This is a genomic window from Pectobacterium fontis (assembly GCF_000803215.1).
In the GTDB taxonomy this organism is placed as follows: Bacteria; Pseudomonadota; Gammaproteobacteria; order Enterobacterales; family Enterobacteriaceae; genus Pectobacterium; species Pectobacterium fontis.
Window position 1 is genome coordinate 57,523 of the sequence record NZ_JSXC01000026.1, and the last position, 13,412, is coordinate 70,934.

Annotated in this window: 11 protein-coding genes; 5 read left to right on the forward strand and 6 right to left on the reverse strand. The window is 49.0% G+C overall.

Annotation, left to right across the window (positions count from 1 at the left end; genetic code table 11):
* Positions 1-233: 233 nt before the first annotated feature.
* From manD to OI69_RS08635, 4 genes are all read left to right on the forward strand, one after another.
* Positions 234-1,448, forward strand: a complete 1,215-nt coding sequence (gene manD / locus OI69_RS08620) for a D-mannonate dehydratase ManD (RefSeq protein WP_039348782.1) — start codon at positions 234-236, stop codon at positions 1,446-1,448.
* 110 nt (positions 1,449-1,558) lie between these two features.
* Positions 1,559-2,893, forward strand: coding sequence for an MFS transporter (locus tag OI69_RS08625; protein WP_039348785.1), 1,335 nt, complete (start codon positions 1,559-1,561; stop codon positions 2,891-2,893).
* 57 nt (positions 2,894-2,950) lie between these two features.
* The gene (locus OI69_RS08630) at positions 2,951-4,417 is read left to right on the forward strand and encodes a mannitol dehydrogenase family protein (protein ID WP_039348788.1); all 1,467 of its coding nucleotides are present in this window, start codon (positions 2,951-2,953) and stop codon (positions 4,415-4,417) included.
* Positions 4,418-4,521: 104 nt separating this feature from the next.
* Positions 4,522-5,208 carry a GntR family transcriptional regulator gene (locus OI69_RS08635; protein ID WP_039348791.1) on the forward strand — a complete coding sequence of 229 codons (687 nt, stop codon included), beginning with the start codon at positions 4,522-4,524 and terminating at the stop codon, positions 5,206-5,208.
* A 119-nt stretch (positions 5,209-5,327) separates the two neighbouring features.
* Here the strand turns inward: OI69_RS08635 and OI69_RS08640 are convergent, their stop codons facing one another.
* Complete coding sequence (locus OI69_RS08640; RefSeq protein ID WP_039348793.1) at positions 5,328-6,689, reverse strand: esterase-like activity of phytase family protein; 1,362 nt, start codon at positions 6,687-6,689, stop codon at positions 5,328-5,330.
* 136 nt (positions 6,690-6,825) lie between these two features.
* Entirely contained in the window at positions 6,826-8,019 is a 1,194-nt protein-coding gene (locus OI69_RS08645; RefSeq protein WP_039348895.1) for a multidrug efflux MFS transporter, read from the reverse strand.
* Between the two features lie 388 nt (positions 8,020-8,407).
* On the opposite strand from OI69_RS08645, the gene azuC reads away from it, so the two are divergent.
* Positions 8,408-8,485, forward strand: coding sequence for a stress response protein AzuC (gene azuC, locus OI69_RS20405; RefSeq protein ID WP_014914323.1), 78 nt, complete (start codon positions 8,408-8,410; stop codon positions 8,483-8,485).
* Positions 8,486-8,582: 97 nt separating this feature from the next.
* Here azuC and OI69_RS08650 read toward each other — a convergent pair whose 3' ends face one another.
* The 4 genes from OI69_RS08650 to OI69_RS08670 all read right to left on the reverse strand — a co-directional run bounded on the left by OI69_RS08650 (position 8,583) and on the right by OI69_RS08670 (position 13,355).
* Positions 8,583-10,448 carry an Svx/AvrXca family virulence/avirulence protein gene (locus OI69_RS08650; RefSeq protein WP_039348797.1) on the reverse strand — a complete coding sequence of 622 codons (1,866 nt, stop codon included), beginning with the start codon at positions 10,446-10,448 and terminating at the stop codon, positions 8,583-8,585.
* A gap of 426 nt (positions 10,449-10,874) precedes the next feature.
* A complete protein-coding gene (locus tag OI69_RS08655; RefSeq protein ID WP_039348800.1) occupies positions 10,875-11,564 on the reverse strand; it encodes a helix-turn-helix transcriptional regulator in 690 nt (229 codons plus the stop codon).
* A 29-nt stretch (positions 11,565-11,593) separates the two neighbouring features.
* On the reverse strand, positions 11,594-12,007 hold the full coding sequence (locus OI69_RS08660) for a GNAT family N-acetyltransferase (protein ID WP_039348803.1): 414 nt from the start codon (positions 12,005-12,007) through the stop codon (positions 11,594-11,596).
* Positions 12,008-12,371: 364 nt separating this feature from the next.
* Complete coding sequence (locus OI69_RS08670; RefSeq protein ID WP_039348809.1) at positions 12,372-13,355, reverse strand: MBL fold metallo-hydrolase; 984 nt, start codon at positions 13,353-13,355, stop codon at positions 12,372-12,374.
* Positions 13,356-13,412: the final 57 nt, after the last annotated feature.

Here is a 13,412-nt window from a genome sequence, read left to right on the forward strand (position 1 = left end):
GCAACGGAAACATGCTCCGCGTTCATACCATCCTTATGCGCTGGCTGTCCGGCAGCCGCCTCATCCTCCCGTATTCTCCCTTCATTGCCTTCAGTTTCTTTTCCCGCTGTTCATCAATGGTCGGTAAATTTTGTAAAGATGAATAAATGTGAGACGACGCAAATTATCACCATAAATATACTTGTATGGTAGTTGGCATGAAGAATGGCTAGATGCATAGAAGGATAAGTAACGTGAAGATTGTCAGTGCTGAAGTATTTGTTACCTGCCCAGGGCGGAATTTTGTCACCCTGAGAATTACGACAGATAGCGGATTAACAGGTCTTGGGGATGCAACGCTCAACGGGCGTGAGTTACCGGTCGCCTCTTACCTCAAAGATCATGTCTGTCCACAGTTGATTGGGCGTGATGCGCACCAGATTGAGGACATTTGGCAGTATTTCTATAAAGGTGCCTACTGGCGTCGTGGCCCGGTGACCATGTCTGCGATTTCAGCGGTAGATATGGCCTTGTGGGATATCAAGGCTAAAGCCGCCAACATGCCGCTCTACCAACTGTTAGGCGGGGCATCGCGCACGGGCGTCATGGTGTATTGCCACACCACGGGTCACTCCATTGATGAAGTACTGGATGATTACGCCAGGCATCGCGATCAGGGCTTCAAAGCCATTCGCGTGCAGTGTGGCGTACCAGGTATGAAAACCACCTACGGGATGGCAAAAGGTAAAGGACTGGCGTACGAGCCAGCGACGAAAGGTAACTGGCCGGAAGAGCAACTGTGGTCTACGGAAAAATACCTCGATTTCACGCCGAAACTGTTTGAAGCCGTGCGCGACAAGTTTGGCTTCAACGAGCACCTGCTGCATGACATGCACCATCGGTTGACGCCGATTGAAGCGGCGCGCTTTGGTAAGAGCATTGAGGACTACCGCCTTTTCTGGATGGAAGACCCAACGCCAGCGGAAAATCAGGAGTGCTTCCGTTTAATTCGCCAGCATACCGTCACGCCGATTGCCGTGGGGGAAGTCTTCAACAGTATTTGGGATTGTAAGCAACTGATTGAAGAACAACTCATCGACTACATTCGCACCACCATGACGCACGCAGGCGGGATTACCGGTATGCGTCGCATCGCCGACTTTGCGTCACTCTATCAGGTACGTACCGGTTCGCACGGGCCGTCGGATCTGTCGCCTGTCTGCATGGCGGCGGCACTGCATTTTGATCTCTGGGTGCCAAATTTCGGCGTGCAGGAATACATGGGCTATTCGGAGCAAATGCTGGAGGTGTTCCCTCATAACTGGACATTCAATAACGGTTATATGCACCCAGGGGAAAAACCGGGGTTAGGCATAGAGTTTGATGAAAAGCTGGCGGCCAAATATCCCTATGACCCTGCTTATTTACCGGTTGCGCGTCTGGAAGATGGCACTCTGTGGAATTGGTAATAAAGAAAAATAGAATAATTATAGTACATTAGTGAATAGAACATCTTACCTACATCTATATTAATAATGTACTACTCCCATTATATATCTTAAAAGGTGATAATATAATTATGTCTAGTACAAACCATGTTGATTACGCTCATGATAATACACCCGTAATAAAACGTGTTGCGACTGCATCAGCGATTGGTACAGCAGCAGAATATTATGACTTCTTTGCCTATGGTACGGCGGCTGTTTTATTTTTTGGTCAGCTTTTTTTTCCAAGTTCAGATCCCTTAATTAGTACGCTGGCGGCATTTGCTACTTATGCCGTTGGTTTCCTTGCTCGACCATTAGGGGGGATTGTTTTTGGACATATTGGCGATAAAGTGGGACGTAAAAAGGCACTGGTCATTACGATTTTAATTGTGGGGTTAGGGACATTTTGTATTGGCCTGTTACCTACCTATGAAAAAATTGGTATTTGGGCACCCATATTATTAATTTTAATCCGCATCCTACAGGGATTTGGCGTTGGAGGAGAACAGGCGGGGGCCGTCTTGATGACCGCCGAGTATTCTCAGCCTGAACGTCGGGGTTTTTTTGCCAGTTGGGTGCAAATAGGGGCGCCGACCGGTTTCCTTCTGCCGCTGGCCTTGTTTGCCGTGTTAAATAAAGTGCTTTCTCCTGAACAAATGCTGGACTGGGGCTGGCGTGTTCCGTTCTTGCTGAGTTTATTGCTGGTCATTGTGGGGCTTTTTATACGCTTAAAAATCGACGAGTCGCCAGTTTTTGCCCAAATCAGGGAAACAAAAGCGGCAGAGTCACGCCCCGTTATCGAGGTTATTCGCGATTTTCCTGGCATCGTCACTAAGGGCGTGTGTGCCAAACTTGTTGAGGCATGTACCTTCGCGATGTTTACCGTTATCGTGTTGGCATACGGTAAAGCAAATCATCTTGATGAAACATTATTGATGGAGACGATGATTGTTGCTGTGATATTGGAAATTATGGCCATTCCATTAATGGGACATCTCTCTGATAAATTAGGTCGAAAAACTATCTATATTATTGGTGCGTTACTTCAGGTGGTTATGATTATTCCTTTCTTCCTGGCAATCAATCAAGATAGCTATTGGTTAACGCAGCTTGTCATGATCATGGTGTTAACTATTGGTCACAGTATGTGTTATGCGCCACAGGCATCCTTTTTCCCTGAATTATTCCCTACGCATATTCGTTGTAGTGGTATTGCCTTAATATGGCAGGTGGGATCATTAATTGGTAGCGGGGTTCTTGGATTACTGGCAGTGAAAATTCTTCAGGTAACGGGTGGTCATTACTATGGTCTGGCAACGTATGTGATTGTATTAGGGATTATTTCCGTTATTGGTTTGTTATTAATGCCAGAAACTGCACCTAAAAAAATTAAACGCGAGCTGCACTCGTGGGGTAAAAATTAATTATTCATAAATATGTTTTATTTTTTCAGTTAAATTTTGCCAACATCAGGGATAACAATGAGTATCAGCGAATCTTCTACTTTTAAACCGCAGGTTGTGGTGCCGCGTTACGACCGCAGCCTGCTAAAAACACGTATTGCGCATATTGGCTTTGGCGCATTCCACCGGGCGCATCAGGCGGTGTGTGCCGATAAGCTGGCGGCGGAGCACGGCAGCGACTGGGGCTATTGCGAAATTAATCTGATCGGCGGCGAGCAGCAGATTGAGGCTATTCGCCAGCAGGATTTGCTGTGGTCGGTGTCCGAAATGGCGGATAGCGGTTGGAATAGCCGGGTGATTGGCATTGCGACTCGTGCACTGCACGCAGAAGTGGATGGCATTGAGGCGGTGTTGGAGGCGTTAAGCACGCCGGATATCGCCATCGTGTCGATTACCGTCACGGAGAAAGGCTATTGCCACCATCCGGCGACGGGGCTGTTGAATACCGAACATCCGCTGATTTGCCACGATCTGGCGTTACCCGCAGAACCACGCTCCCTGCCCGGTGTGATTCTGGCTGCCATCAAACGCAGACGAGAGCGTCAGTTACCGGCATTCAGCGTGATGTCCTGCGACAATATGCCAGAGAACGGACACGTCACGCGTAACGTTATCGTTCAGCTAGCTGAGCAGCAGGATGTCGAACTGGCGCGCTGGATTGAACGGCACGTCACCTTCCCATCCACGATGGTAGACAGAATTGTTCCGGCGATGACCGAAGAAACGCTGGAGACGATCCAAGGGCTACTGGGCGTCGCCGATCCCGCGGGGATCGCCTGTGAGCCGTTTTTCCAGTGGGTGATCGAAGATAACTTCATTAACGGCCGCCCCGGATGGGAAAACGCGGGCGCGGAGCTGGTACAAAATGTGCTGCCGTTTGAGGAAATGAAGCTGCGGATGCTCAATGGTAGTCACTCGTTTTTGGCGTATCTGGGCTATCTGGCGGGCTATCAATATATCAGTGATTGCATGCAGGATGGCAATCTGGTCGCGGCGGCGCATCACCTGATGTTGCAGGAGCAGGCTCCGACATTGCGTACATCGGGTGTCGATCTCGCCGCCTATGCAGAAGCGTTACTGGTGCGCTATCGTAACCGTGCGTTAAAACACCGTACCTGGCAGATTGCGATGGATGGATCGCAGAAATTACCACAGCGGATGCTGGATTCGATCCGCTGGCATCTGGCGAACGGTAGCCGTTTTGACGCGCTGGCGCTCGGTGTGGCGGGATGGATGCGTTATGCCAGTGGCGTGGATGAGCAAGGGCGGCCAATTGACATCAGCGATCCGTTGAAAGACGCAATCGCTGAAACGGTGCAACACAGCGCGGAGGGCGAAAGTCGGGTCACTGCGTTACTCACACTGACCGCGATTTTCGGTGAGGATTTGCCGCAGAATCCGATCTTCGTGGATGCGGTAACGCAGCGCTACATGTCATTGTTAGCAAAGGGTGTGAAAAGCACATTACAGGAAATGGACTGGTAAACTGAGGCCGGCGATGGTGATGATAACCGGCGCGCTGTAACAATGACACTCACGCTGCTAAGCGTGTATCATGAGAGGTAAAATTCTCAGGTAAGTACAGCGGCATGGATATCTCTTTTCAGATCAACAACAACGAACCAGTAAACCAGCAAATTTATCGCATACTGCGTAAAGACATTGTGGAATGCAATATTCCGCCGGGTAAGTTTTTGTCTGAAAAAGAGATTTCTGTACGTTTCGATGTTTCCCGCCAGCCAGTGAGAGAAGCGTTTATCAAACTGGCCGAAGCTGGGCTGGTGCAGATCCTGCCGCAGCGTGGCACGTTTGTGATGAAGATTTCTGAGCAACGCGTTGCAGATGCCCGCTTTATCCGCCAGGCGCTGGAGTGCGCTATTGTGCGTCGGGCCGCGGAAATGGTGACGGATGAGCAATTGCTGACGTTAGAGCACAATTTACACCGTCAGGAACTGGCCGCGCAGAATGAACAGGTGCGGGAGTTTCTCAGCCTTGACGACAATTTCCACCAGCTTTTAACGCAGATTGCCAACTGTTCGCTAGCGTGGGAAACCATTGAATCGATTAAGGCGACGATGGATCGCGTACGTTTTCTCAGCCTGAGTCAGGTTTCTCCTCCGCCAAGCCTGATCCAGCAGCATTACCTGATTTTTAACGCCTTGAAAGCGCGGGATCCCGATGCGGCGGAGAAAGCGATCCGTGAGCATTTACAGGAAATGATCTATTCGATCACCCCGATTGTGCAACAGAATAGCGACTGGTTCGAGCACGCCTGAGCGTGTTCAATGAAGGTTCCCGCTTTGTGATGAGCTTCTGATAGACGCCACGCGTCAGTGGCTGGGATGAGTCGGAGCCGCTAACGCATAAGTCATTGAAGGATGACGGGGATAACATTCTACTTCAGCGGCTGTGGTAATGTAATCAACCACAGTTCGTTGTCGGCTTCTGGCTTCTGCAACGGTTTGATTTCTAACGTCGTATCGACGTCCTTTCCATCTCGTGTGAGTGTGCCGTCGGCAGCCGCCTGATAGTCATCCGCTTTGTCTTTTGCTTTCACTGAAGATTGCAGCACGGATTGCAGGCCAAAATCGTTGTCGTTAATGACAGCCAGCGTTTGTTTGTCTACCAGTGCCAAACCTTCCACCTTCTCCTGCTGCCAGCCGAGCTTACGCAGGTCAACCCACTCTTGTTTGTGCGCCAATGTGATACCGCGCTTCTTCAATTGGGCGGGATCGTCAAATTCTGGTGATTTGCCATCGGCATCGAACGGCGTCAGATCGCTTGCCTGACTGAAATCGACCAGATAGATGCGGTTCTGCATGTGCTTATCTTTATCCGCGCCTTGTTCGACCAGCAAAATGCGTTGATTATCCAGCGCCACGATGTCACCGATTTTGGCATCTTTCGCTTTTTTATAGCTGTCGATATTGATGGGGTAGCCCACCATGCGGCTGGTATGGGTTTCGGGGTTAAAGATCACCAGACGGGTAAACTGCGCTTTGTTTTTGGTTTTGCCGTCGATATCCAACGTGCTTTGCACTGCCATGACGATCGTACCGTTCGGCAGGCGTGTCAGCCCTTCAAAACCTCGATTTGGCTGACGCCATTTGATGATATTTGGTAAACCGCTGGCAATCGAGTGTTCGTTGTCCACTGGCGTCGGCCCGAATTTTTGCAGGATCTTCCCATTGGCATCAACGTGGATCAGAAACGGACCATATTCGTCACATAGCCAGAAGCCTCCATTGCCATCTGGCGTAATGCCTTCGGTGTCCAGGCCACGTTGGCGGGGGCTGAGCGGTTGTAGCGCATCGTTTAGCGCCACTTCATTGGTGGCACCAATGAAGTCTGTTGGCAGTGGCAGACCCGTGATATTGCCCTCAGTATCGTGCAGTGGTCGGGCATGGATCGCCTCGGCCGCTTTTGCGCTGACGCGAATATCCATGATCAGCGGCGCGTAGTTAGGGCTGGCGAAGATTTTGGCCTCTTTCTCGCCGACCTGCGGCGCATCGGCATTCGGGCCGCGATCGGTGACGGTGGCGAACACCAGGTCGTCACCCTGTTTACCGGTGAAATAGAGACCGGAACCAATACCGACAGGCAGGCCATGGGGGAAATTCTGGGCGAATTTTCCCTGGTACGCGACACGATCGTTGTCAGGGAAGGTAACGACATAGCGCGTCACCTTTTCTCCTTCAGCCTGAGCGCCCGACGGCAGAAATCCGGCAACGAGCAGTGCTAATAACGTGTGCTTCATAGGATTGGCTCTTTGATAGGGAGGGCATTTGACAGAAGTATCGTCGGAGCATAAATAATTGGTGTGTCATTTTTGTGACCACACGCCGGATTTGCGAAATGAAGCAGGCGGTATCAGTCGCGGATTGGCTGGCGCGTTACCTTTTTCCATGCGGTTTCCTGAACGCGAAAAAGAGTTGCAGCGTGTTGCATAGCACCAAAAAGGCGGTGATAACAAAAACCCAACGGAATCCCATCATGGCAGACACGCCTGACCCCATGAGTGGCCCCAGTACGTTGCCCAGGTACATGAATGACTGGTTATAGCCGAAGATACGGCCGGTCACCTGCTGGCTGCTGTATTTCACCAACAGCGCCTGTACGGTTGGCATCAGAGCGCCATCGGCAAAGCCCAGCATAAAGCGCAAGATGCCGAGCTGCATCGGGCTTTGTACCACCGACATGATGAAGAACAACAGCACGCTGATCGCCAGTGCAGCAATCAGAACGCGATGGGCACCGATGCGGTCACCTAAGCGACCAAGACGCGGCGCGGAAAGTAGGGCTGAAACACCGGGAATGGCGGCAATCACCCCGCTGATAAAGGCAATATTGTCCGTACCGGGAGACAGGTCGCGGATGAACAGGGTGAGGATAGGGCTGATGGAACCGTTCGCCATCTGGATCATCATTGTCGTGATGAACAGACAGATGATGAGCGCCGGATAAGGCAAGGAAGCAAAGACGGCTTTTCCGCTGAGCCTGTTTTCTTTGGTGACCTTCACTACGTTCTCTTTAATTGCGAAAAGCGTAATCAGAAAGCTGATAAACAACAGTGCGCCAGTGATGAAAAAGACAATCCGTAGCCCGATGTAGTCGGCCATAAAGCCGCCGAATAGCGGGCCGAGAATGACGCCGGCAATTTGTCCGGTCGAGAGCATGCCCAGCGCCCAGCCGCTTTTTTCACGCGGAACCTGCGAGGCGATCAGCGCCATCGCATTGGGAATGTAGCCGGAGGTCAGCCCCATAAGCGAACGCAGGATGAACAGGTGCCACACGTTGGTCGCCAGCCCCTGCAATGACATCACGATCGCCATGCCAAGTGCGGCGCGTAGCAGCATGAGCTTACGACCTTTACGGTCGGCAAGGCTTCCCCATAGTGGCGCAACGGCAGCAGAGATCAGAAAAGACGAACTGAAGATCAAACCCGACCATAAACTCAACGACTCATGCGAGTGAACGCCAAGCTGCTCAATGTACAGCGGCAGGAAGGGTAATATCTGGCTCATGGCTAGCCCGGTGAAAAAGCATCCCAGCCAGGCAGAGAAGAGGTTAAGTTTCCAGGTTTCCATGGGGACGGAATAAGCCTTCATCAGCGAATAACCAATAGCGAAACCGTGGTGACTGCGCATGAAACCGAGTGCCAACCGACAGTGAGTGGCACCCAATTAATAACGGGCAGTGACTAAAATTTCGTCTTTCATCATGAGCATAGCATAGCCTGTGGTGTATTGGTCACTCAGGGTAATGATTCGCAACAAAAGAAAATCAGCGTGGCTGGCGGAGGGCGTAGGTGAATTTGGTTTTGTGATTCACATCACAAAAAAGATGCTTTTGTTCAACAGGAATTGTACAATTCATCGACATAAGGTGTGGCCTGCTATTAAGGCAAGCCAGCGCTAAAACGTCATTCCATCGCGTCATGAAAATAACGAATTAAGTAAAATCAAGGTGAAAAAAGTGCGTAATTTCTTTAAAAAAATGCTGGCGGCTTACCTGAATACCTATAAAGACGTGCCGCCTGGCGCACTGTTCTAAGAATCTGTGCTATGCATGAAGCAGGCCGCCGCCATGGCGGCCTGCTTTTTTTATGGAATCGATGTGGTTCTGATCCGATTCCTTTTTTGCGGTGATATTACTTCGTGCTGTAGACCGGAACAGCCGTCACTTCTGGCACGGCTTCGGTCAGGTAAGCCCCCGCCGCGCTGCTTTTGACTTCGTTTTCATCAATAAAGCCATAGAACACCCCCTGCGAGGCGGAAGTGCCGCGAATTTCCGCATCCCCGCGCATCTGCGCATTGCCTGATAGCACAATGCCACGTTCAAACGCTCCGGGCCCCATGAAGACCGTATGCAGCCGCGCATTATCGCGCACGATGGTATTTCCCTGCATTACCGTCAGGCCACTGACCACGGCGCGACCTTCCACTGTTCCGCTCAGAATTGTCGCATGATCCTCAATTCTGGCGTTATCCATCACCGTACCGCCGATGACGCGAGCATAAGGCCCGACATACGCGGTAGGAGCAACATTCGCGGAGTTCGATACCCAGCCACCGCCGTTTGTGTGGCGATAACCGTTAGCGGTGGGATTCGGCGCGCCAGGCTGGCTGCCTTCAGGCCAGACACCAGTGAAATCAGCCATCCACGGGTAGCGGTAAAGGGAGTAGTAGGCCTGATCCCATTTGATCTTCTGCATTTGCGATGGCGTCCCCATCACCACCATATAAATGCCGCGATCGTCCTGACGGATAGCGAAGTTTTTCACTGTGGCTGATGCACCGCGCTGCAATTCGCTGTAGCGTGAAACGCCGTCCGAACCGACAGCAACAATCCCCCAACGCCAGTCTGAATACGGCTGTGGCATGGTTGTCGGATCGTTTTTCAAGCCAGGGAAACGAGTAATAGCTGATTTACTCTGCACCATGCCACGGAATTTAACGGTAATTTTCGTCGCACCGCTTTCTGGGATAAGTTTGACAATGTTGTAGCCTAACTGCTGTGGCGCCTGATCGAACGGTACAGAGAAGCGTCGCAGGCTGGCGCTGGCACCGACAACTGGCTCAAGCGCGGTCGTTCTCAGCAAACGGTCAGCGTTATTCTGGTTGGGTTGAACTGCACCATAGCCGCCGTAAGTTGAGCGATAAAAACGGCCACGATCGAAACCGTCTGGATCGATGTAATCCCAGTTGACGTTGTGCATCGCCCAGTCGCCGAAGACATCGTTGAATTCAGACTGGCTCCAGCCCATGTTGGTACGCAGAATAGACAGCGGGTCGGCGGTAGACTGACCGCTTTCGCCCCCTTTCGGCGCTTTTGCCCACATATCGTTAATAGCGCTATAGCCAAAGCGATTTTTCAGGTATTCCATAAACTGCCAGTTGCAGTAACGATTACGTGTTGAACCTAGATAGATATGCGGGTAGTTGACCTGCATTTCCGAACAGTGTGCTGACGTCCCACGGAATTCATCCATCTGGTGCGTCATCCAGTTCGCGTGGGATTCCCAAATCCAGCCAACGTAGTTATCTCCGGTACTTTGGAAGCCGCCGGTTTGTCCTTGCAGCGCATGGGTAAATTCGTGCGCCAGCCCCCAGTTATCTTTGAGTGAGGCTGGCCCAATCCACATCCCCATGCTGCCACCGCCAGCAATGCCCCCATAAAGCCCAAAGGTTGGGTCGATGTGAATATTGGCTTTATATTTCACGGTTTGCTTGCAATAAGGTTCAGGGAACTCAATTTGTTTAATAAACTTATCCCAAATTTGTTCCAGTTTCTGCCCTGCGGCAACCGCATCATTATGGTTAACATCGTTATTATTCCAGCGGAAAGCAAAATGTTCCGTCTGGTATTTCACGGAAGGCATATCGGTGATGGTGTTATCCACCTGCCAGTTACCCACGATACACGCCTCAGCGGCATTTGCCGTATTGACCATTAAGGCGCCGCTTAAAACGAATAAGCAGTGTAGCGGTGTGAGAAATGTTTTTATTTTTGGCATAAATCCTTTTCCTAGCATGAATATTATTAATCAGTCTTATTATTCCATGAAGAAGACTTTTTACGAGAATACATAAGACCTATCCCAAGGCCATCGTGGCCTATTCTGCTTAAGTAAAAAACATATCGGCCTCTGTAGAGAGAGGCCGACTGGATTATAGATTAATTTTATCTTGTTACCTATTTCATTTTAATTTTTGGTTATGATCGGGTTTCCTAAAATAAGTATGGTTATTGATCTTATCGAAAATGGTGAAGCCAATAAAAGTAGGGATATTCCTGAGTTGGCGTAATGAATGACCGAACGCTGTATTAACATAAGCTGGCATGATGTGATTAACATGCTGATTTATGCTACTATGTTTAAGAAAGGCATCCGGGCATTCAGTGCAACACCGTGACGGATCCATCATGTAGATATCTTCTCTTATATAAATTGAATGCCTTTTTCGATGAGAAAGTTAGGTATATAACCGTCGATCCCAAGATGATGACAAAATTCCTCAAACTGAGGCAACGAATGTACCTCTGCCTTTTGGTACATATTGTATATTCTATTTCCAATCGTTTTTGGAGATATGTTCATTTTTCTTGCGATCTCTTTATTGGAAAAACGCTGTAATATTAGAAATATAATATCTAATTCTGACTGGGTAAAAATACTAGTCGTTAACTCGGTTTGTAACGTTGTCGGTTTCTTTTGGTCTATGTATATGAGTGGCGAGCGTGTATCTAACGGCCTGGCATTCCACATTGTACCAATACAAAGTTTATTCTCATCAAAGATAGGAATTTTTTCGCTGACGAAGGGCGCTAATGTTTTCTTTCCATACCAATAGTGTGTTTCGATCACGGTTACTCGTTGTTCACTGTTCTCCGTCAGTCTATCATGTTCTCTTAAATCGTCTGAAAGCTCAGCCCAACTGGCGGGGAATTCATCATCTAGCCGTCCTTCAATATCAAAATTCGGTGGTGTATTGGTATAAAGATAGGCAGTTTTATTCATGTAAACGTGGCGTGATGATAAATCTTTAATCCCCCACGGTTCATTTAAACATTCCATCATAATAATCAAATTTCGAATATAATCAGTTATGTTTTTCTGTAATGATGGCATCCTGCCCTCCTTAATAAATCGGGGTTAATTTAACGGATTAATTTGGCTAAATAATATCGAGTATGTTTGTGTGCATAACCTGGTAAATTTCCATACTCTTTGTATCCCAGTTTTTCGTAGAATCCCTTGGCTTGGAATTCGAAAGTATCAACATAAGCGAGATGGCATCCGCGTTGTAATGCTTCTTTTTCAGCATGTTGCATTAGTTTCCTACCCAGACCGTTTTTACGATGCTCATCGCTAACCCACAGATATTGAACTTCCAATGCTCCCCACCAGGTTCTGGAGATTAACCCAGCGATAATATTATTTTCATCATCTTTGAAATTTAAAAATAGAGGGGAAATATCTACAGCATCGTACTGCTCATTGTGTTTCCAAAGACTTGCTATTACAAATTCTTCTTCATCTGAATCTGGCGTATTAGTAATATTTAGATGCATTACAATAAAACCTCATTATTATCACGCTAAGTTATGCCGTCAATATGTGTATTTCTCTATCATATTAAATGTATTTATGCAAGAGTGAGTTTTACTCGTTCTTAAGTAACGAAGTGGCGTTATGATAAACCACATAGATTGATATTTATCGATCATATTTCTGATAAAAATCAGAACGTAAGCATGTATTTGCCTCACCAGGGAAAATACCAGATTATTTATAATAAAAAAGTATGTTTTGTCGAAAAATGTGTTTTTGTGAGTGTGGGTTACTTCCCGCTTCTCTTGAAAACCGATATTGATTAAAAACACCAAATGGAGGTAAGCAGGAGGAAATCCCCCTGCTTGAGTGACCGCAGGGCGATTATTGTGCCAACCCTGACAAGCTGTAATTCGCCGGAAGCCAGCGGTAACCGTTGGTCGTTCCGTTACGTTCCAGACGTGTACTCACATGGCCAATACCGGGAAAGGGCAGGTGAGCGCCTGCCACCCAGTAACCCTGACTCGCGGCGTCAGCCAGCGCTTTATTGCGGGATTCTGTCGCTTGATCCATATTCGAATCAAAGCTGATCGTGGTGGAGGGTAAGCTCATTTGCACCGCCTCCGCATGAATGATGTCTCCCCATGCCAGCAGCTTTTTCCCTTCGCTCTCGATCATAAAAGAGGTATGTCCCGGAGTATGTCCTGGGCTGGGGATCGCGGTGATGCCCGGCAGCAGGGTAGTTTGTTGGGCTGGGAAGGTTTTCAGTTTGTTCTCTTTGCGAATGGCATCAAAGATATTTTGCACGCGCTGATACGCTGCCTTTCTGTTCTCTGGCGCACTCTTCAGGTTATCCGGGCTGAGCCAAAAGTCGCTTTCTGGCTGGCTGACGTAAACGGTGGCATTTGGATAGTTCAGCTTATTGTCCTGCACCAGACCGCCAAAATGGTCGCCATGCAGGTGGGTCATCAGCACGATATCGACTTGCTCTGGCTTGTAACCGGCTGCAATCAGATTCGGTAGCACTTTCCCGACGGTGGGATTGCTCTGCTTACCGTTGCCGGTATCGATCAGAATCAGGTGCTTGCCAGTATTGACCAAATACGCGTTGATCGACGTTTCCACCTGCGGCGTCAGGGCTTTTTCCGCCAGCAGTTCGGTGATTGTTTCCGGTGGCGTTCGTTGCAACAGTTTATCCATTGGCATGGTGTTGGTGCCATCAGCCAGCGCAGTAATTTCGAACTTGCCCAGCATCATGCGGTAATAACCCGGCTGAGTTTTAACCTGAGCGATATCCTGTGCCTGTGTAAATGCAGGAACAAAGGCGCACGAGATGAGCAGCAAGGTGAAAGATTTCAATAACTTCATTGGTTTTTGTCCTTGTTAGCAATGAAACGTAATAAAAGCAGGCAAAATCTTAACAAC

Bases quoted from the DNA above. Each gene is read 5' to 3' on its own strand.
- OI69_RS08660 (WP_039348803.1), bottom strand. From the start codon at position 12,007: ATGCATCTAAATATTACTAATACGCCAGATTCAGATGAAGAAGAATTT.
- OI69_RS08635 (WP_039348791.1), top strand. From the start codon at position 4,522: ATGGATATCTCTTTTCAGATCAACAACAACGAACCAGTAAACCAGCAA.
- OI69_RS08670 (WP_039348809.1), bottom strand. From the start codon at position 13,355: ATGAAGTTATTGAAATCTTTCACCTTGCTGCTCATCTCGTGCGCCTTT.
- OI69_RS08655 (WP_039348800.1), bottom strand. From the start codon at position 11,564: ATGCCATCATTACAGAAAAACATAACTGATTATATTCGAAATTTGATT.
- OI69_RS08650 (WP_039348797.1), bottom strand. From the start codon at position 10,448: ATGCCAAAAATAAAAACATTTCTCACACCGCTACACTGCTTATTCGTT.
- OI69_RS08625 (WP_039348785.1), top strand. From the start codon at position 1,559: ATGTCTAGTACAAACCATGTTGATTACGCTCATGATAATACACCCGTA.
- OI69_RS08630 (WP_039348788.1), top strand. From the start codon at position 2,951: ATGAGTATCAGCGAATCTTCTACTTTTAAACCGCAGGTTGTGGTGCCG.
- OI69_RS08640 (WP_039348793.1), bottom strand. From the start codon at position 6,689: ATGAAGCACACGTTATTAGCACTGCTCGTTGCCGGATTTCTGCCGTCG.
- OI69_RS08645 (WP_039348895.1), bottom strand. From the start codon at position 8,019: ATGGAAACCTGGAAACTTAACCTCTTCTCTGCCTGGCTGGGATGCTTT.